This window comes from Larkinella knui, from assembly GCF_003858645.1.
Taxonomy (GTDB): Bacteria; Bacteroidota; Bacteroidia; order Cytophagales; family Spirosomataceae; genus Larkinella; species Larkinella knui.
In genome coordinates this window covers 334,203-355,757 of the sequence record NZ_RQJP01000002.1, presented here as the reverse complement: position 1 = coordinate 355,757, position 21,555 = coordinate 334,203, and the positions used below count along the sequence as shown (strand labels likewise).

Annotated in this window: 14 protein-coding genes and 1 pseudogene; all 15 read left to right on the top strand. The window is 53.0% G+C overall.

Annotated features, from left to right (window positions below; all coding sequences use genetic code 11):
* The first annotated feature begins 71 nt into the window (after positions 1-71).
* On the top strand, positions 72-689 hold the full coding sequence (locus EHT87_RS10420; protein ID WP_124906567.1) for a TetR/AcrR family transcriptional regulator: 618 nt from the start codon (positions 72-74) through the stop codon (positions 687-689).
* A gap of 70 nt (positions 690-759) precedes the next feature.
* A complete protein-coding gene (locus tag EHT87_RS10415) occupies positions 760-2,025 on the top strand; it encodes a TolC family protein (protein ID WP_124906566.1) in 1,266 nt (421 codons plus the stop codon).
* A 22-nt stretch (positions 2,026-2,047) separates the two neighbouring features.
* Positions 2,048-2,977: an HlyD family secretion protein gene (locus EHT87_RS10410; protein WP_124906565.1), complete on the top strand. Its 930-nt coding sequence runs from the start codon at positions 2,048-2,050 to the stop codon at positions 2,975-2,977.
* A gap of 106 nt (positions 2,978-3,083) precedes the next feature.
* On the top strand, positions 3,084-4,007 hold the full coding sequence (locus EHT87_RS10405) for an ABC transporter ATP-binding protein (protein ID WP_124906564.1): 924 nt from the start codon (positions 3,084-3,086) through the stop codon (positions 4,005-4,007).
* Between the two features lie 5 nt (positions 4,008-4,012).
* Positions 4,013-4,747: an ABC transporter ATP-binding protein gene (locus EHT87_RS10400; RefSeq protein WP_124906563.1), complete on the top strand. Its 735-nt coding sequence runs from the start codon at positions 4,013-4,015 to the stop codon at positions 4,745-4,747.
* A 154-nt stretch (positions 4,748-4,901) separates the two neighbouring features.
* Positions 4,902-6,008 carry an ABC transporter permease gene (locus EHT87_RS10395; RefSeq protein WP_124906562.1) on the top strand — a complete coding sequence of 369 codons (1,107 nt, stop codon included), beginning with the start codon at positions 4,902-4,904 and terminating at the stop codon, positions 6,006-6,008.
* Positions 6,005-7,120: an ABC transporter permease gene (locus EHT87_RS10390; RefSeq protein WP_124906561.1), complete on the top strand. Its 1,116-nt coding sequence runs from the start codon at positions 6,005-6,007 to the stop codon at positions 7,118-7,120. The genes EHT87_RS10395 and EHT87_RS10390 overlap by 4 nt, the downstream gene beginning before the upstream one ends.
* A 172-nt stretch (positions 7,121-7,292) precedes the next feature.
* Positions 7,293-8,621 (top strand): MFS transporter, encoded by a 1,329-nt coding sequence (locus tag EHT87_RS10385; protein ID WP_124906560.1) that lies wholly within the window; start codon positions 7,293-7,295, stop codon positions 8,619-8,621.
* 268 nt (positions 8,622-8,889) lie between these two features.
* Positions 8,890-9,339, top strand: a pseudogene (locus EHT87_RS31565) (polysaccharide deacetylase family protein); the annotation flags it as partial.
* Positions 9,340-9,630: 291 nt separating this feature from the next.
* The gene (locus tag EHT87_RS10375) at positions 9,631-11,295 is read left to right on the top strand and encodes a GH39 family glycosyl hydrolase (RefSeq protein WP_374756026.1); all 1,665 of its coding nucleotides are present in this window, start codon (positions 9,631-9,633) and stop codon (positions 11,293-11,295) included.
* Positions 11,296-11,427: 132 nt separating this feature from the next.
* Positions 11,428-14,247, top strand: coding sequence for a glycosyl hydrolase (locus tag EHT87_RS10370; protein ID WP_124906559.1), 2,820 nt, complete (start codon positions 11,428-11,430; stop codon positions 14,245-14,247).
* Between the two features lie 416 nt (positions 14,248-14,663).
* Complete coding sequence (rhaM, locus tag EHT87_RS10365; protein WP_124907221.1) at positions 14,664-14,978, top strand: L-rhamnose mutarotase; 315 nt, start codon at positions 14,664-14,666, stop codon at positions 14,976-14,978.
* A 229-nt stretch (positions 14,979-15,207) separates the two neighbouring features.
* The gene (locus EHT87_RS10360; RefSeq protein WP_124906558.1) at positions 15,208-18,603 is read left to right on the top strand and encodes a SusC/RagA family TonB-linked outer membrane protein; all 3,396 of its coding nucleotides are present in this window, start codon (positions 15,208-15,210) and stop codon (positions 18,601-18,603) included.
* Positions 18,604-18,654: 51 nt separating this feature from the next.
* Positions 18,655-20,325 (top strand): SusD/RagB family nutrient-binding outer membrane lipoprotein, encoded by a 1,671-nt coding sequence (locus EHT87_RS10355; RefSeq protein WP_229320983.1) that lies wholly within the window; start codon positions 18,655-18,657, stop codon positions 20,323-20,325.
* A 131-nt stretch (positions 20,326-20,456) separates the two neighbouring features.
* Positions 20,457-21,536, top strand: coding sequence for a glycoside hydrolase family protein (locus EHT87_RS10350; protein ID WP_124906556.1), 1,080 nt, complete (start codon positions 20,457-20,459; stop codon positions 21,534-21,536).
* Positions 21,537-21,555 lie beyond the last annotated feature (19 nt).

The window sequence follows — 21,555 nt, the reverse complement described above, 5'->3', positions numbered from 1 at the left end:
CGAAATAACTAGTTAAAAATATTTATTAAAAAACTTTTTAACAAATCAACTTGCTTATTACTTTTGTTTCGATGAAACCGAAACCGAGCGAGCAGAATACCGAGCAGAAGATCAAGGAAGCCGCCAAGAAAGTTTTTCTGGAACGCGGATTTGACGGGACCAAATTGCGTCACATTGCCGAAGAAGCCAATATCACCATGGCGATGGTAAATTATTATTTCCGAAGCAAGGAGCAACTTTTTCAGGGAATTCTGCTGGAAACGATGGGTTCTTTTCTGGGACGCATTGTCTCTGTTCTGAATGAAGAAGTGCCGCTGGAAATAAAAGTGTGGAAGGTTGTCGATAATTACACCGATTTTCTGCACGCTAACCCGCACGTTCCGGTTTTTGTACTGGCTGAACTTCAGAAAGATAGCAGTGAAATTTTTGAAAAACTGAATGTCAAAGGCATTATTGAGTCGGCTTATTTTACGAAACAGCTCCAACTGGAAGGGGAGAAGGGTACGATTCGGAAAGTAAAACCGCTTCAGCTCATTGTAACGATGCTGGGGAGTCTGATCTTCCCGTTTATGGCCAAGCCGATCGTTAGCTACATCGGTGGCATGGACGATGCAGCGTACCGGAATTTTCTGGAAGAACGGAAGGTAATCATTTTCGAGACCATCATGGCGTACCTGAAACCTGTCTGATATTTTTTTGACTAGTTGTTAAATGATTTTTTAGAATATGTTTTTAGAATAAACTTTTAATGGCAATTTTATGAAACCGGTACTCAAATTTGTCCTTGGACTGCTGCTGGTCGGGTCGGCGCAGGCTCAGTCCGTGGTGACGTTGGAGCAGTGTTATGCGGCCGCCCTTGCCAACGATCCGTTGAGCCGACAGCGGGAAATTGTGCGGCAAACCGGAGAACTGAACGTGGCCAATCTGGAAAAAAACCGGCGGCTTCCGCAGGTGGGTGTCAATGGGCAGGCCAGCTGGCAATCGGAAGTGACGAAACTGCCCATCGAACTGCCCAACGTTCCCATTCCGCAACTGAGCAAAGACCAGTACAAACTGACGGCGGATGTGAGTTACGCGCTGTATGATGGCCAGCAGACGACGCTTCAAAAGCAGGTGCAGCGGGCTGGCACGGCAGTGAGTTTGCAGCAGGTGGCCGTGGACCAAAACCGGCTCAAAGATCAGGTCAACGCCTATTTTCTGAACAGTTTGCTGACCGATGAAACTGCCCGCCTGACCCGAATCCGGCTGGAAGAACTGCAAAACCGCATCGTCAAGGCCGAAGCCGGGGTTCGTTTTGGAACCATTGCTACCGGGAGTGTGGATGTGTTACGCGCCGAAGTGCTGAACGCCGAGCAGCAACTGGGACAACTGGCGGCCACACGCCGGGGTCTGCGCGACCAACTCGCTATGCTGACGGGGGTTCCGATTATGGACAGCACGCGGCTGGTCGTAGAGGAAGCCCAGACCGCTGTGGCCAATCTGGTTGTGAACCGCCCGGAGCAAAAACTCTTTGACACGCAGCGGACGTTGCTCGATGCGCAACTGCGGCTCATCAACAACCGCCTGCAACCCCGGCTGAGCGCCTTTGCCCAGGGTGGAGCGGGCCGACCGGCGCTCAATTTTCTCAACAACGACTTTCGGGGCTTTTTTATCGGCGGCATCCGGCTGAGCTGGAATCTGTCGTCGGCCTACACGCTGCGCAACGACCGCACGGTTCTGGCCCTCAACCGGGAGCAAATCGGCGTTCAGCAAAACGTGTTCGACCGGAATCTGGCGCTCCAGCTTCGGCAGCAGCAAACCGAAATCGACCGCATTGTCGCTTTGCTGGAAAAAGATCAGGAGATCAGCGCCTTGCGCTCGAAAATCCGGCAAACCGCCAGCGTACAACTCGACAACGGAACGTTGGCCGCGCGCGATTATACCTCCGAACTGAACGCCGAAAGCCAGGCGCTTTTGAATCAGAAAACGCACGAATTACAATTGCTGCTGGCAAAGGTTCAATACCGTACGCTGACCGGAAATTAACCCCTATTTGATCTTTATCTCCATGAAAAATAGTCTGATTATCAGTATTTTATCGGTTGGTTTGATGGCTTGCGAAACCGAGCCGCAGTCGGACGCCTACGGCAATTTTGAAGCCGTTGAAACCGTCGTGTCGGCCGAGGCAACCGGCGCGTTGCAAACGCTGACGGTTGAGGAGGGCCAGACGCTGAGAGCCGGGCAAACCGTCGGGCAAATCGATCCGCTGCAACTCCAGCTTCGAAAATCGCAGTTGCTGGCCAGTCGCCGGGCGGTTTCCAGCCGCTCCCCAAACATCCAGGCGCAATTGTCGCCGTTTGAGCAACAGATCGCCGTTCAGGAACAACAACTGAAGACGTTGCAGCGCGAGAAAATCCGCACCCAAAACCTGATTGCCGCCGGAGCCGCTCCGACCAAGCAACTGGACGATATCGTTGCCCAGATCGACGTCATCGAACGGCAGATTGCCCTGATTCGCCAGCAGCGCGCAGCCCAGCAATCGGCCCTGACGACGCAACGGAGCGGGACACTTTCGGAAGAAGCCCCCCTGGAAGAGCAAATCCGGCAGATCGACGACCAGATCAAAAAAGCAACCATCGTAAACCCCGCGACGGGCACGGTCACCGTCAAGTTTGCCGAACCCGGCGAGGTCGCCAGTTACGGAAAACCGCTGTACAAAGTTGCTGATCTGGACCGGATTACGCTCCGGGCTTACATCAGTGGCGACCAACTCGTGCGGGTCAAAACCGGGCAAAAAGTGAAGGTATTGGTTGATGCGCCTAACGATCAGTTCAAGGAATACGCCGGAACGGTGACCTGGGTTTCGAGCAAAGCGGAGTTTACGCCCAAGGTAATCCAGACGAAAGACGAACGCGTCAATCTGGTTTATGCGCTGAAAGTTCTGGTAAAAAACGACGGCGGGTTGAAGATCGGCATGCCGGGGGAAGTTAAGTTATAGTGGGTTTATAATTTATGGTTTATAGTTGCTAGCGCGTAGTGCCGGGCGGTCCGTAGGTATGCATCTGCAACTATAAACCACGAACTTTAAACTGAGAAACTACTATATGGATGCAATCATCATTGAAAACGTCTCGAAATCGTACGGGGCTATTCCGGCGGTTTCTGACGTCTCCCTTTCGATCAAACCGGGCGAACTGTTCGGGCTGATCGGGCCGGACGGAGCGGGAAAAACCACGCTTTTCAAGATTCTGGTAACGCTGTTGCTGCCCGACACCGGGCGGGCGACGGTGGCGGGGTACGATGTGGTCAAGGATTATAAGACGTTGCGAAAGTTGGTGGGGTACATGCCGGGGCGGTTTTCGTTGTATCCTGACTTAAGCGTTCAGGAAAATCTGGCTTTTTTCGCTACGGTTTTTGGCACGACGATCCGGCAGAATTACCACCTGATTCAGGAGATTTATGCCCAGTTGGAGCCGTTCAAAAACCGCCGGGCCGGGCAACTTTCCGGGGGCATGAAACAGAAACTGGCATTGTGTTGTGCGCTGATTCACAAGCCCGACGTGCTGTTTCTGGATGAACCGACCACCGGCGTTGATGCGGTTTCCCGCAAGGAATTCTGGGATATGCTCCGCCAACTCAACGAGCGCGGCCTGACAACCCTGGTTTCGACGCCGTACATGGACGAAGCCAGCCGCTGCGACCGGGTGGCGTTTATGCAAACCGGTACCGTGCTGGCGGTCGATACGCCGTTGGCCATCACGAGACGCTTTAAAAAGCGTCTGTACGCCGTTCGGGCTGCGGATACGTATTCGTTAATTCACGATCTGCGGCTGGCCCCGTTTACGGAATCCTGTTACGCGTTCGGTGAATTTCTGCACCTGACCGTGAAGTCGGCTGCCGTAACGGAAGAGCAAATCGGGCGGTATTTGCGGGAAAAAAACCACCGGACTATCGAAATCCATTCCATTCAACCGGGCATCGAAGACACCTTTATGGCGTTGATGACCCAAACGCAGCCAACGGCTTGACGAGTATGGAGAAAGCAGTCAGTACCAACCAGTTGACCCGGAAATTCGGCAGTTTCATTGCCACCGACGCCATTACGTTCGACGTTAATCAGGGCGAGATTTTTGGCTTTCTGGGCGCTAATGGGGCCGGAAAAACCACGGCCATGCGAATGCTGTGCGGATTGCTGAAACCGTCGTCGGGCGAAGCGACCGTGGCCGGTTTTGATGTCTATCGCCAGTCCGAAAAGATCAAGCAGAACATTGGCTACATGAGTCAGCGGTTTTCACTTTACGAAGATTTGACGGTTCGCGAAAACATCCGGTTTTACGGCGGCATCTACGGCTTGCGTCGGGCGGACATTCCCACAAAAACCGATCAGATTTTGCAGAAACTGGGGATTGAGTCGGTTGCCGATTCGCTGGTGGCTTCGCTACCCCTGGGCTGGAAACAGAAACTGGCGTTTTCGGTGGCCCTGATTCACGAACCGAAAATTGTGTTTCTGGATGAACCAACCGGGGGCGTAGATCCCATTACGCGCCGGCAGTTCTGGGACCTGATCTACGAAGCGGCCCACAACGGCACGACGGTTTTTGTCACCACGCACTACATGGACGAAGCGGAATACTGCAACCGCGTTTCGATCATGGTCGACGGCAAAATGAAAGCCCTTGACACCCCGGCGGGATTGAAAACCGCCTACGGCGTGGATTCGATGGATGCGGTTTTCCAGATTCTGGCGAGAGGAACGTCAACAAAATAAAGTTTACGGTTTACGGTATTCGGTTTACGGTAGGCTGCCGCGTACCCACGGACTTTAGTCCATGAGATCCGGATCATTTTAAATGTTCACTTAGTGGTCAGGTCTCACGGACTAAAGTCCTTGGGTACATTAAAGCCACCGAAAACAAACACTTATGAACCGCTTCATCGCTTTTGTAAAAAAAGAATTTTTCCACATTCTGCGCGACCGCCGGACGTTGCTGATCCTGTTCGGCCTGCCACTGGTGCAGGTATTGCTGTTCGGTTTTGCGCTGACGAACGAGATCAAAAACGCGGGAATCGCCGTTCTCGACAACGACAAAAGCCCGCATACGCAACAGATTACCAATAAATTGCTGGCTTCGGGGTATTTTCAGTTGCGGGAAAACCTCCGCTCGAACAGCGACATTGAGCGTGCTTTTCGGAAAGGGACGATCAAACTGGCGGTCGTCTTTCCGGCCGGTTTTACGGAAAACTACGAACACGGTCGCAGCGCACAGATCCAGTTGCTGGCCGATGCCACGGAGCAAAATACTGCCATCAGCCTGACCAATTACGCCACCGCCATCATCCGGGATTATACCGCCGAACGGAATCCCGACGCCCGGCCGCCGTTGACCATCGACGTCCGCAGCCGCATGGTTTTCAACCCCGAACTCAAAGGTGCGTTCGTTTTCGTGCCGGGCGTCATGGCGATGGTTTTGCTGCTGGTGTCGGCCCTGATGACCTCCGTGACCATCGCCCGCGAACGCGAAACGGGTACGCTGGAAGTACTGATGGTGTCGCCATTGAGTCAGGGCCAGATTTTGCTGGGGAAAGTCGTGCCGTACCTGCTGTTGTCGTTTCTGAACGGCTGCATCATCATTGCGCTCGGTGTTTTTGTGTTGAAAGTGCCGCTGAATGGGAGTCTTTTGCTGTTACTGGCCGAGACGCTGCTGTTTATTTTTCTGGCGTTATCGATCGGGATTTTCATTTCGTCCATCGTTGATACCCAGCTGGTTGCCATGTTTGCCTCGCTGATGGCGATGTTGCTGCCGACCATTTTTCTGTCGGGGTTCATCTTTCCGATTGAGAGCATGCCCAAACCGCTTCAGATCGTTTCCAACCTCATTCCGGCGAAATATTTTATCAACATCGTCAAAGGCATCATGATCAAAGGGGCCGGATTGCGGTATCTCTGGCAACCGACACTGGTGCTGATCGGGATGTCGATTTTATTCATGGGATTGAGCTTGCGCAACTTAAAAACCCGCCTGTCATGAACCGGATTCGCTACATGGTTGAAAAGGAAATCCAGCAACTCCGCCGAAATCCGGTATTGCTCCGAATCATGCTGGCTGCCCCGATCATGCAGTTGATTCTGCTGTCGTACGCGGCCAATTACGAGGTCAAAAACCTGAACATTGCCGTCGTCGATGGCGATCATACGACGTATTCGCAGCGGCTGGTCGGCAAGTTTCGGTACCTGGACAATTTCAGAATGACCGGTTATTTAGCCAGCGATAAACAGGCGCGGCAAACCTTGCTGGCGGGTGATGCCGACCTGGTTCTGGTGATTCCGCCCCATTTTGAACGCGATCTGGCGAAAGAAGGCAACACCTCGGTTCAATTGCTGCTCAACGCCATCGACGGGTCCAAAGCCGGGATTGCCAATGGCTACGCGACGGCCATCATCCGGGATTTCAACGCCGATATCCGGGCCGAAACCAGCGCCGTTGCACCCGGAACGATCCCGGCGTTAGACATTGAAAACCAGTATTGGTACAACCCGAAACTGGAATACAAAACGTTCATGGTGCCGGGTGTTCTGTTCGAACTGCTGATTCTGGTGGGCGGTCTGGTTTCGGCGCTCAACATTGTGCGGGAAAAGGAAATCGGAACGATGGAACAGTTGAACGTGACGCCCATCCGCAAGCACGAATTCATTCTGGGCAAGTCGATTCCGTTCGTGCTGATCGGCCTGGTGTTGTTTACGGTCGGCTTGCTGCTGGGCCGGTTTTTATTTCAGATCCGTATCGAAGGCAGTGTGGCGCTGATGTACGTTTTCGCCCTCCTGTTTCTGATTTTGTGCGTGGGGCTGGGGCTGCTGATTTCGACCCTGGCCGACAACCAGCAGCAGGCGTTGTTTGTGTCTTTCTTCCTGTTGGTCCTCTTCATTCTGCTGAGCGGGTTGTTTGCGTCGACGGAAAACATGCCCGAATGGGCGCAGTGGCTCAACATCCTGAACCCGCTGAAATACATCATTGAAGTAGGCCGGAATGTGATGCTGAAAGGCAGTACGTTCCGGGATGTCAGCCGTCCGTTTTTTGTATTGGCGGGCATGGCCATCGGACTGCTGCTGCTGGCGTCGTGGCGGTATCGCAAAACGGTATGAGAGTTTAAAAGTTGTATCGCGGAGTTGAGCGGAGAAAAGAAGAGTTTCGCAGAGTTTATAAAAAAACCTCTGCTTACCTCCCTTTTTCTCCGCTCAACTCCGCGATACAACTTTTCAAAGTAGATAACCACCACCACCTGCTTTCTATAGCTGACTATTACTCTTTTTTCTCATGAATAAAGCCATTGGAAGGTACCGCTGGACGATTTGTGGTCTGGTGTTTTTTGCAACGACGATCAATTACCTGGATCGGGTTGTCATCAGCTTGCTGAAAGGCGATCTGGAGAAAGATTTTAACTGGACGGAAACCGACTATGCCAATCTGGTTTCCGTTTTCCAATTGGCCTACGCATTCGGTATGCTGGGTGTGGGGCGGTTAGTCGATAAATTCGGGACCAAAATTGGCTATACGATTTCGCTGACAGCCTGGAGTATCGTCGGAGTTCTGACGGCATTTGCCAAAACGACGCTTGGATTTGGCTTTGCCCGGGCGGGGTTGGGTTTGAGCGAGTCCGGAAACTTTCCGGCGGCTGTTAAGACCATTGCCGAATGGTTTCCCAAAAAAGAACGCGCGCTGGCTACCGGTATTTTCAATTCCGGAACCAACGTCGGCGCTATTCTGGCTCCGCTTTCCGTTCCATACATCGCCGAGTTTTGGGGCTGGCAATGGGCCTTTATTCTGACGGGTGCCGTCGGATTTATCTGGCTGGCTTTGTGGATCACGATTTACGACACGCCCGCCAAACATAAAAAAGTATCGAAAGAAGAACTCGAATACATCAATAGCGACAAAGACGAGCAAACCGAAGATCAGACGTCCACCGAAAAAGTTTCCTGGACCAAGCTGCTGACGTTTCGCCAAACGTGGGCGTTCGTCATCGGGAAAATGCTCACCGATCCCATCTGGTGGTTTTACCTGTTCTGGTTACCGGCGTTCCTGAAAGCGGAGTACGGTTTGGCCGGTCGGGATGCGTCGCTGCCTGTGGCGGTGGTGTATACCATTGCGAGTATCGGCAGTATTTTTGGCGGCTGGTTGCCCTTGAATCTGATCCGGAAAGGGTTTCCGGTTTTCCGTGCCCGGAAAACGTCCATGCTGATTTATGCCATTTGTGCGGTTCCTGCCGTGTTTATTCAGTACCTCGGCAGCATGGGCATGTGGTTTGCCGTGTTGAGCATCGGGTTTGCTACCTCCGCCCACCAGGCCTGGAGTGCCAATATTTTCACGACGGTTTCGGATATGTTTCCCAAAAAAGCGGTGGCCTCCGTCATCGGGATTGGCGGTATGGCGGGCGGTTTGGGCGGTATGCTGATTTCTACCCTGGCGGGAAAACTGTTTGACCATTACAAGGCGCTTGGGCATCTGGAAACGGGCTATTACATCATGTTCCTGATTTGCGGTTTCGGGTATCTGCTTGCGTGGCTTGTCATGCACCTACTCGTTCCCCGCTACAAACTGATTGAACTTTCCAGTAAAAGTACGCCGGTGACACCGGTAGCCTGACGGGATTCGGTATACGGTTTTCAGGTCGCGGTGGCTGACGGTTGTTGTCACTCACGACGGTTGTTGTCGCTCGCGAGTGACTTGTATTCAAAGGGCCTCCGGCCCGAATCCTATCTGTCAGGGGATATGGTTTTACTTGATGAGGTACGGGCCGGAGGCCCTTTGGATACAAGTCACTCGCGACACGCGAGCGATAACTGAAAACGCGGTATCTGAGAAATAAAAGAGCGATCTGTTCCGCTGTTTCCTTCAACTATTTTTTTCTTCAATGAAACAACTCGGCATTGTCATTCTTCTGATCATCAGGTTTTTGACGGTAGTTGACGCGCAAATTATTCGGAAACCGATTCCGGACAAACTCGTGGTTTTGACGTTTGACGATGCCCCTGTCACCCACGCGACGGTGGTGGCGCCCCTGCTCAAAAAATACGGTTTTGGCGGCACGTTTTACGTCTGCGAATTCCCGCCCGATTTTGCCGATAAGCAGAAATACATGAGCTGGGAGCAGATTCGAGAGCTGGACCGGATGGGTTTTGAAGTGGCCAATCACACGCTGACGCACAGCAATGTGGCTAAATTGTCAAAACCGCAGTTCAGGGCGCAACTCGATTCGCTCGAAGCCCGCTGCAAGACCTACGGCATCAATCGGCCCCTGACAACGTTTGCGTATCCCGGTTACGGTACCAATCCCATTGCGTTTGAGGTTCTGAAAGAAAAAAACTACCAGTTTGCCCGCGTGGGGGGCGCAAAGGCGTACGATCCGACGACCGATTATCCCTACCTGATTCCTAGTTTCAGCACGACCGAACCCAATAATTTTGACAAGGAGCGCATTTTCAAGGCTTTTCAGGAAGCTAAAAACGGCAAAATTGTCGTGGTCACCATCCACGGTGTTCCCGATTATGCCCACGACTGGGTGACCACGCCCCCGGCTATTTTCGAGGCCTACCTGAAATACCTGCACGACAACAACTACAAGGTCATCGCGCTGCGGGATCTGGAGCAATACATCGATTATAAAGAAGCTCTGCGGATTATCCCGACGCCCCCGCCACCGGTTTCGATTCAAGTCGATCTGAACAAGGCAAAAGGCAAGATGGAGCCGATCTGGGCGTGGTTTGGCTACGACGAGCCGAATTATACGTACATGAAAGACGGTAAAAAACTGCTGTCTGAACTGGCCGAACTGAGCCCCGTTCCGGTGTATGTCCGGGCACACAGCCTGCTGGTGACCGGCGACGGAAAACCGGCCCTGAAATGGGGGTCGACCAACGCCTATACGGAAGATGCCAAAGGAAAACCGGTTTACGACTGGACGATTATCGACAGGATTTTCGATACGTACATCGAACGAAAAATGAAGCCGATGGCGCAGATTGGTTTCATGCCGGAAGCGCTATCGTCCAAACCGCAACCCTACGGGCACGACTGGCAACCCGGACAACCCTACGACAAGATTTACACCGGCTGGCGGTATCCGCCGAAAGACTACCGGAAATGGGCGGAACTGATCTACCAGTGGGTCAGCCATTCGGTGAAGCGGTACGGCAAAAAGGAAGTGGAAAGCTGGTATTGGGAGATGTGGAACGAACCGGACAGTCCTTATTGGGGCGGCACCACCGAAGAATACCACAAGCTCTACGACTACTCGATGGACGCCGTTCGGCGGGCCCTGCCGACGGCCAAAGTAGGCGGTCCGCACGTTACGGGGCCGCAGGGAAAACGAGGGGCGACGTTTCTGAAAGCCTTTCTGGAGCATTGCCGGAGCGGGAAAAATTACGTCACCGGCAAAACCGGTTCGCCCCTCGATTTTGTGGCTTTTCACGCCAAGGGCGCTCCCCGGCTGGTGGATGGCCACGTTCGGATGAATCTGGGAACGCAACTGCGCGACATTTCCAGCGGTTTTCAGATTGTGGCGTCCTATCCCGAATTCAGCAAACTCCCCATCATCATCGGCGAGTCGGACCCGGAAGGCTGCGCGGCTTGCGGGATGCAAACCAATCCGGAAAATGCGTACCGCAACGGGACGATGTATTCGAGTTACACAGCGGCCGCGTTTGCCCGGAAATACGAACTGGCTGATGCGCATCAGGTCAATCTGAAAGGCGCGGTTTCGTGGTCGTTCGAGTTTGAAGACCAGCCCTGGTTTTACGGGTTTCGCGATCTGGCCACCAACGGCGTCGACAAACCGGTGCTGAACGTGTTTCGGATGTACGGCATGATGCGCGGAAACCGGGTGGACGTAACCGGTAACCTGGCGTATCATACGATGGCAATTCGCGACTCCAGCGTTCGGCGGGCCGAACCGGATGTCAATGCGCTGGCAACACGCGATACGGCTTCCAACACGGCTGCCGTGATGATCTGGAATTACCACGACGATAATATTCCGGCCCCCGCTTCGGCGGTCGATCTGGCCATCAGGGGCTTACCCACTAAACAGGTGACCGTCACGCATTACCGGATCGACGAAGACCATAGCAATTCGTACGCGGTCTGGCTAAAAATGGGGTCACCACAAAAACCGACACCAGAGCAGGTTGCGACGCTGGAAAAAGCCGGGAAGCTGGCCCAACTCGATGCGCCCGCACCGGTGGCCGTTACAAATGGTACCGTCCGGCTGAAAACCGACCTGCCCCGGCAGGGTGTTTCGTTGTATAAACTGACGTGGTAAAGAGAAATTGAAGTTATTTCACGGAGGTTAGCGGAGAAAAAAGGAGTTAAGCGAAGATTCTTCTTTAACTTTTTTACTCTGCTAGACTCCCTTTTTCTCCGCTGATCTCCGCGAAATAGCCCTTTAAAACACATGAAAAAACTACTTTTTTTACTTCTCCTCAGCAACGCCCTCCTTGCCCAACCCCGCTGGCCAGCCGTCACGCAGCAGACCAAACCCTGGACGCGCTGGTGGTGGATGGGCAGCGCCGTGAATCCGAAAGACCTGACGAACCTGATGACCCAATACCAGAAAGCCGGTTTGGGCGGGGTCGAAATTACACCCATTTATGGCGTCAAAGGGGAAGAAAAGCAGTTTATCGACTTTCTGACGCCGAAGTGGATGACGATGCTGGACCACACACTGAAGGAAGCCGGTCGGCTGGGGCTGGGCGTCGATCTGGCGCAGGCGTCGGGCTGGCCGTTTGGCGGACCGTGGGTGACGCCGGAAGATGCCTGTAAATACGTCGTTCACAAGACGTTCACCCTCAAAAGCGGGGAGACGCTCAACGAACCCGTTGCCTACATCCAGAAACCGCTGGTCCGGACGGTGGGCGAAAAGATTGACATCAGCCAGCTGGTCGAACCGATTGCGAAAAATCCGAATCTGCAACGCCATGCGTTCGATCAGGTGCGGTTCGAAAAGCCACTGCCGCTGGTTGTGCTGATGGCGTATTCGGACCAGGGCCGGGTCATCAACCTGACCACGAACGTCGACACTTCGGGCAAACTGAACTGGACGGCGCCGGACGGGACCTGGATTCTGTATGCGGTTTTTCAGGGTTGGCACGGCAAGATGGTGGAGCGGGCCGGACCGGGGGGCGAGGGCGACGTGATCGACCACTTTTCCAAAACCGCCACGCAACATTATCTGCAAAAATTCGATCAGGCCTTCAAAGGACACGACCTGAAAAACCTCCGGGCGTTTTTCAACGATTCGTACGAAGTGGACGACGCCCAGGGCGAAAGCAACTGGACCCCGGCTTTGTTTGATGAATTTGTGAAACGGCGCGGCTACGACCTGCGGCACCAGCTGGTGTCGTTCTTTGCGAAAGGGAAAAATGACCGCTACCAGCGCGTGCTGACCGATTACCGGGAAACCATCTCGGAACTGCTGCTCGAAAATTACACCAAAACCTGGAGCGAGTGGGCGAAGGGAAAAGGCAAGATCATCCGCAACCAGGCGCACGGATCGCCCGCCAACATTCTGGATTTGTACGCCATCACCGACATTCCCGAGATCGAAGGCACGGAGATGCTGCGGATCAAGTTTGCCTCCTCGGCGGCCAACGTGACGGGCAAAAAGCTGACGTCGTCGGAGTCGGCGACCTGGGATAACGAACATTTCCTGTCGAAGCTGAGCGATATCAAGAAGGATATGGACCGGTTTCTACTCGGCGGTGTCAACCACACCTTTTACCACGGCACCAACTACTCCCCGCAGGATGCGGCCTGGCCCGGCTGGCTGTTTTATGCCGCCGTGCATTTCAATCCGAACAATACTTTCTGGACGGATTTTGGTAAGTTGAATCAGTATGTGGCTCGTTGCCAGTCGTTTATGCAGGCTGGAAAACCAAACAACGACGTGCTGGTTTACCTGCCGATTTACGATGCCTTCGCCCGGCCCGCCCGGGAACTGCTCCAGCATTTCGACGGCATCGAACACGGTTTCAAAGGCTTGCCGGTGGAGAAACACGCCAATGCGCTCCTGAAAAAAGGATACGGTTTTGACTTTATATCGGACAAACAATTGATGAAGGTAACGTCCGTCGGCGGAAAACTGCAAACCGGGGGCGTTGCCTACCAGACGATTCTGGTCCCCGAAGCGCAACTGATTCCGCTGGAAACGCTTCAGCAACTGATGAAACTGGCGCAAAGTGGGTCAAAAGTGGTTTTCGTCAACGAGTTGCCGCAGGATGTACCCGGCTGGGGTAAACTGGCCATTCGGCAGAACGCGTTCAATGCGCTGATTACGTCCATCAACTTTGAGGATGCCGAAGACGGCGTGCAGAAAGCGCGGGTTGGGAAAGGGGCTTTCTGGGTGTCGAACGATCTGGAAGCTTTGCTGACGGCTGCGGGCGTCAAACGCGAAAAAATGGTCGATTCCGGGCTTCAACTGGTGCGCCGGAGCCACGCAAACGGGAATTATTATTTCATTGCCAACGGGGGCAGCAAGGCCGTCGACGGCTGGGTGCCGATCGGCGTGGCTGCAAAGTCGGTGGCGTTATACAACCCGATGACGGAGAAGCTGGGTCTGGCCCGGTTTCGGACAACCGGCGGGGTCGGGGAGGTGTATCTGCAACTGGCTCCCGGCGAGTCCTGCATTCTGGAAACGTCGCGAACGGCCGTCAGCGGTCCGGCGTATGCGTATCTGAAACCGGCTGCTGCGGGGCAGGAAATTCAGGGAACGTGGACGATCAGTTTCGTGGAAGGCGGGCCGCAATTGCCCACCAAAAAAGTAACCGATAAGCTTGGTTCGTGGACGGAGCTGGACGGCGACGACGTGAAAAAGTTTTCCGGAACGGCCTCCTACACGATCGCTTTTCCAAAACCGGAGGGAACTGGCGACGGCTGGCTGCTCAATCTGGGGAAAGTGGCCGAAAGCGCCCGCGTGCAGTTGAATGGCAAAGAAATAGCGACCTTGATTGGGCCGGTCTATCAGGTTTTTATTCCCAAAGACCAACTGAAAGCGACCAATACGCTGACGGTTTTTGTCTCGAACAGCATGGCCAACCGGATTGCGGATATGGACCGCGAACACCTCAACTGGAAGAAGTTTTACAACATCAATATGTCGGCCCGACTGCGGGAAAACCGGGGTGAAGATGGCAATTTTACCGCCGAAAAATGGAAACCGCTGGCATCCGGATTGCTCGGGCCGGTGCTATTGACGCCCGTCGTTTCGGGGAAATGAAACGGTTAAAACCATTGAAATTACCTCGGATTTCGCGTTGTTGGCCCACGACTGAGCCGGGGTGCCGGGCGGTTATGAGTTAAATTAAACAAATGAGATTATTGACCCCGGAGGGGTTCAATGTTACTAGCAAATGGGTATTCTGATCACTCCCGGCGTGCCGGAGGTACGCAATATCAGCAGCTTAGTTGCGTACCTCCGGCACGCCGGGAGTGATCAGAACATCAATTTGCTAGTAACATGACGTGCCGCTGGCACTTAAAAAACGGTTAGACGGGGAATGATCTACTAATCGTATCGTTTGCGCCAAATTAAAAAATACGATCCCACGACCGCCCGTCGGTTCGGTTGCGGGAAACAGCTACGAAAACCTCTGGTTTTTGGTCGTTAAAATGACTTTTAAAATCTTAATTCAGATGCAGGAAATTGCTTTTACCATGAAACTCAAACCCGGCGTAGAGGCTGAATACCGGCGTCGGCACGACGAAATCTGGCCGGAATTGTCGCAGGCGTTGACTGATGCCGGGATCCGGGATTATTCCATCTTCCTCGACCGGTCGAGTGGCATTTTGTTTGGCGTACAGAAACGCGAGGAAAACCATACCGCCGATCAATTGCCGGCGCTGCCGGTGATGAAACGCTGGTGGGCGTATATGGCTGATCTAATGGATACTAATCCCGATCAGTCGCCGGTGGCGATTCAATTGGAACGCGTTTTTCATATGGAATGACGACCCGTTGAATTGGTTTGCTGAAAAGTAGGGAAGACTAGTCAAATGGCTGGTCTTTTTTGATATATTACTGTCCTGAATGCATCGACCTCTGAAATAGTATACGAATACCACAAATAAGACCCTTTTATTTTACATAAATTAAAAGGGTCTATAGTACTTTCTGCGAGATAAAGGTAAAGTGATTGTGAATTAATTCTTTTCAGTAAACCATCTACGTAACACTTTTATGAAAACACCTCTCCGATTTCACCACAAAACGGTGGGCATAGCGGGCCTATGCGCCATTTTAGGGATACTCTCCCCCGGATTAGCCCAAACCATCAAGGTCAGCGGTAAAGTCCTTGCGGCTGCTGACAAATCCGCACTGGTCGGTATCTCCATTGTCGTAAAAGGGACAACGAACGGAACGACGTCGAATGGAACGGGTGATTATACGATCAATGCACCCGCTACGGGTACCCTGGTTTTCTCATTTATCGGGTTTGCCAAACAGGAAGTACCCATCAACAACCGCAGCAGTATCGACGTAACTTTACAGGAAGATAACCAGCAACTGAACGAGGTGGTGGTGACGGCCCTGGGCGTGAAGCGGGAAAAGAAACAGTTGGGGTATACCGTATCGGAAATTTCCGGATCCAAAATGGCCACCACCAACGAATTAAGTCCCATCAGCGCGTTGCAGGGCCGCATTCCCGGTGTACAGATCGATCAGGGCGCGGGTGGTTTGACGGGCAATACTAAGATTCTGATCCGGGGTAATTCGACCCTTTCGACCAACAACCAGCCCATCTTTGTGGTTGATGGCGTCATTCTGGACAATGACATTTATGATGAAAGCAAAGGCCGGGACTTTGGAAACGCGCTCAAGAACCTGAATATGGAGGATTTCGAAAGCGTTTCTGTTTTGAAAGGGTCGGCTGCCGCGGCTTTGTACGGCACCCGGGCGATTAACGGCGTCATTCTGGTGACGACCAAAAAAGGAACCCAGCGCAAGGGAGTCGGCGCCAGTATTTCACAAACGGTGACTATGCAGCAGCCTTACCGGGGGCCTGATTTCCAGAACGAATACGGCGGAGGAACGGTCGGGGCGTTTTTTACGGATACGAGAGAACCAAACTACAAACCCGACGAAAGCTGGACCACCAAAGTATTCCCGACCAATAGCGACGGTAAACCGTATATCGACCGGCAGATTGGGCGTGAACTCGAGAACTGGGGGCCGAGATTCGCGGGCCAGCAGGTCATTGATTATAACGGCAAACCGACGACCTATCAGGCCTATCCCAATAATTACCTCGATGCCTTTCAGACCGGGCTGAGTAATCTGACCAATGTCGCTATCGATGGCGGTAGCGAACGCTCGACGTTCCGGTTTTCGTACAACCGGGTGAAAAGCCGGGGGATCAACTATAAAAATGAGTTAGAAAAAAATGCCTTCAATCTGCGGGTAACCCAGAATCTGAACAAGTTTCTGGTGGCCGATGTCACCGCCGACTACACGACCAGTACCGGCAAAAACCCACCTGCGCTGGGCCTGAATAACTACATCTGGGTCTTTCCGCGGAATTACGACACCAAATACTGGATGCAGCGGGAAAATTACGTCGGCTACAATGGCGGTTTACGCAACCCGGCCGATCCCAACGAACCCAACAAAGTGCCCGGCGCCGAATACTGGTTTAACATCTTCGAAAATGATTACCTGCAAACCGAACAGATGGTCCGCGGAAGGGTAGCGCTGACCGGTACCGTAACCGACTGGCTGAAACTTCAGGTCGAGGGCAACTTCAATAACCTCTATACCAAAAATGAAGACAAGGAAATGGGAACCGGGATCAATTTTACCGGCGGCCGATACGGACTGGGGCACTCCACCAAGCAGGCCACGTTCATGAAGTGGATGGCCATTGTGAATAAACCGATTACCAAAGACCTGGAATTTAGCGGCTACGTTGGTGGGGAAGCCCAGAACTACAACCTTTCCTACAATTACTCGTCAACCAATGGCGGACTGACCTATCCCGGCAACTTTTTCCTGGCCAATTCCATCCTTTCCCAGACTTCTACCGGGGGCATCAAAACCCGGCGCGCGTACCGGTCGTTGTACGCCAGTGCCGATTTTGGCTACAAGGATCAACTGTTTTTGCAGGCCACGTTCCGAAACGACTGGTCGTCGGCCCTCACCTACAAAGACGGCACCGGCAACAATTCGTACAGTTATCCCTCGGTCAGCCTGTCGTGGGTGTTTTCCCAAACCTATCATTCTTCTCTGCCGAAATGGATCAGCTACGGAAAGCTGCGGGGAAATTTAGCCGTTCTGGGCGGAGACATCGATCCGTTTGTGCTCAACCCGGGATTTGCGTTCAGAAACTACACCAATGCCGGTGGCTTTGGGGATCAGCCCATGTCGACCTATAGTTCGGCCAGTACCTTGCAGCAGAATATCAAACCGCTTCGGAAGATTGCGAAAGAAATCGGTCTGGAACTGAAAGTACTCAACAACCGGCTCGGAATCGATGTCTCGGTATATCGGGATAACTCCCGAAACCAGCCTATTCCCATATCGTCGGCCATCGAATCCGGCGTCGGCAGCATCCTGATCAATGCCGGAAACATCCAGAATACCGGTATTGAAATTGCGCTCGACGCGACACCAATTAAGGTTGGGGCTTTTACCTGGAATACGCTGGTATCCTATTCGCGAAACCGCAACAAGATCGTTGAATTGTACGGCGACCGGGAATACTACGCGCTGGCGGATGAATCCGGCGGTAGCAACGACCTGATTCCGTATGCGAAAGTTGGCGGCACCTACGGGGTTATCCGGACCAAGATTGCGGCCAGCCGTTTTCAGGGCGCGGATGCCAACGATCCCCGAAACGGGAAGCCCATTTTATCCTGGCGGGGTGATGCCCGGGCTGCTTTTCCGGCGCGGAGTAATGAATGGAAAGACGTCGGCGATATCAATGCTAAATTCCGGGGCGGTTGGGACAACACCTTTACCTTTAAGAAAATCTCCCTCAACGTGTTGCTGGATGCCAAAATCGGTGGGGATATGATCATCACGTCCTTGCGATACGGTACCCATACCGGCGTTTTCACCAACTCGCTTCAGGGACGCGATGCCGAACACGGCGGCATTACCTGGACCAGCAAGTACGACAACAAGACCTATGACGACGGCATCCTACCGGACGGCGTATTTGCTGCCGGCCAGACCATTACCCAGGCCGATGGCACGGCCGCCAATGTGGGCGGTATGACATTCAAGGAAGCCTATGACAAAGGCCTGGTTGAGCCTACGCACCGACCCCAGTTCAACTACCGCTACGGGTCATTCTCGACGGCCGTGGGGGATTACTGGATCGCTGAAAATTCCTGGATTTCACTGCGGCAGGTCTCGCTGAGTTTCCAGGTGCCATCGTCATTGGTTCAGAAAATAAAGCTGAACGCGCTGTCTGTCAACCTGGTAGGACGGGATTTGTTGTATTTGTACAATACCTTGCCGCTGCATTTTAACCCGGCTTCCAACTATTCCAACAGCACCGCCGTGCAGAAGGAAGTTGGCTTCATACCGCCCATGACGCGCACGCTGGGTGTTACGCTGCGGGGCTCATTTTAGGGATCAATCAGTCATAGAACGTCTTAAAGGCTAGTCAATATGAAAAATATAATGAGATGGAGTTCAATGGTCATGCTGGCCTCCGGTCTTTTCATGACCACCTCCTGCAAGGAAGATTTCGGAAACATCAATACCGATCCGAGTATTGTCATCACCCCGGACCCGAAGTACCTGTTTACGTATTCGCTGGATAATCTGGTGTCGTACAAGGGGACGGAGTGGGTTTGGGAAAGCCTCGAACAAACGCTCCGGTTTTCGCAGCACCTGACGACGGACCCCTACGAGCTTTCGACCAACATCAATTCCCGGTATGGCGCCTATTACAACAATATTCTGCCGAATCTGGTCGAAATACGGAAACAGATCGACGCCAAAATCGACAAGGAACGCTACCAGAAAATGCGGGCGGCCACCTTCGTCGTGGCCGTGCTTCAGGGTTTAAAGGTGACCGATATGAATGGTTCCATCCCGTATACGAAAGCAATTCAGGGCCGGGTTGAAGGAAATTTTAAGCCGGAATACGATACGCAGAAAACGTTGTTCGACACCTGGCTGACGGAACTGACCGAATCGGTTGCGACGCTTTCGGCCACGCTGGCCGACCAGGAAAGCTACGGCAATGCGGATATTTTCTACCACGGTGACTGGACGAAGTGGGCCAAGCTGGCCAATACGCTGAAACTCAGGATCGCACTCCGGTATGAAGGACAGGACAAGACCAAAACCCAGCAGATTTTTAAGGAAGTCATGGAAAATGCCGTTGGGCCGATTGTGGAAGACGGTGATCAGTTTGCCTATCTGGACCCGGATTATGATCCCGTCGGAGGAGCGATCGACTACCGCAGCGCGCGCTTCGCTACCAATTCCATCATAACGTTTCTGAAGACCACCAACGATCCGAGGCTGAAAATTTACTTTACGCCCAACGATCTGACTGCCAGTGCGCTGGATACGATCAAAAAGTTCAACCTCACCCTGCCGTCGTTCATAAAAACCGGTGATCCGTTGATCCGGTATCAGGGCGGGCCGGCCGACTGGACCACCAACCAGGCCGTTGCCCAGTATTACAAAAACCCGTTCAATGCCGGTACCAACAAATACATCCTGATGTCGGCGATTAACCGGACGTTTTTTGCCCCCCGCCGTAATGGTGCCACCGGAACCTTTAATGACTACCTGGTTACGAGTGCGGAAACCTGTTTTTACATCGCCGAGATGATAACAAAAGGGTACGGAGCCGGGGTAAATACGAAGGGTACGGCCGAGTATTGGTACAACAAAGGCATCGCTTCTTCCCTCAAAACGATGAATGCCATCGCCATTGCCGCTTTATCGACAACCGGACTGACCAGCGCGGCCGATCAGGAAATTGCGGCTTACATCGCCCAGCCCAAAGTGAAACTGGATGGAACCAACAACCTGGAACGGATTTATATTCAGCAGTATCTGAATTTCATGCGGCTTCCGACCGAGGCTTTTACGTTCGTCAGACGAACCGGATATCCGAAAAATAATTCGACGTACTATCCCCGCGATCCGTTTAACGAGCTGATCCCACGCCGTTTCTGGATTGACGAGCCTCCGCTGGGTACCAACAATGACAATTGGAAAAAAGCGCAGACCGAGCAGGGATTTACGTTAAACGACCATACACCGCAAGCCTTAAGCACCCAGCGGCTCTGGTTCGACAAGAATAGTCCGGCTTTTGGGCAGGGAAATTAAGCGTTTACCCACGGATGAACTGATGGAGGGTTTTGTAGCGCAGAATCGGATTTTGCGCTACAAAACCCTCCATCATACGAATGATGTATCTTTCACCCCGCCTGGCCTGGCTTAAGGCCTGTTAACTAAAAATGAAGCGTCTCCTGATCAGCAGTTTCTTTGCACTGATTGTCTTAACGGGTTTTGCCCAGCCGAAATATGGGGTTGCCAGTGTGCCGGACGAAAAAATGCGGGAAATTTTCGAAGAAGTTAAAACGCCTTATAAATACGGTATTGTGTTGCCCCAGCCCGATGCCGGTCGGCTGGTGGACAGCCCCACGATTTTCCGGAAGGGCGGCAACTGGTACATGACCTACATCATTTTTGACGGAAAAGGGTATGAGACCTGGCTGGCCAAAAGTGACGATCTTCTATCGTGGACGACGTTGGGCAAGCTCCTGTCATTTTCCGACAAAGACTGGGATGCCACCCAGAAAGCCGGTTATGTCGCCCTGATCGACACGGAATGGGGCGGTTTGTACGAAGCCGAAAAATACCGGAACCGCTACTGGCTGTCGTACCTGGGTGGTTCCGAAAAAGGCTACGAAGCGGGTCGCTTGGGCGTTGGCATCGCGAGCACGAACGACTTGACCAAACCGCAGGAAGCGACGCGATTGCCGCAACCGGTGCTGTCGGCGGTGGATGAAGACGCCCGCTGGTACGACAACAAGACGATCTACAAAAGTCTGGTTATTCGGGACAAAGCAAAGAAAACCGGGTACCCGTTTGTGATGTATTACAACGCCAAAGGCGAAAAGCCGGATGCCGAGGGCAAAGGGTTTGAAAACATCGCGATGGCGGTTTCCAGCGACATGACCCATTGGAAACGCTACGGCCAGCAGCCGCTGATTACCCGAAAAACCGGTATTTGTGGCGACGCCCAGATCGCAAAAATCGGGGATCTGTACGTCATGTTCTATTTCGGCGCGTTCTGGAAACCCGGTGCTTTTGAGCGGTTTGCCGCTTCATACGACCTCGTGAACTGGACCGACTGGACGGGCGACGATCTGATTGCGCCCTCGGAAGCGTATGACAAAACCTACGCCCACAAGCCGTGGGTAATCAAATGGAACGGTGTCGTTTATCATTTCTACAACGCCGTTGGCGATAAAGGACGCGTTATTACCGTGGCGACTTCCAAAGATTTGGGTCACAGTGCCCTGGGTCGGTAAGGCGTGATTGATTAAATTT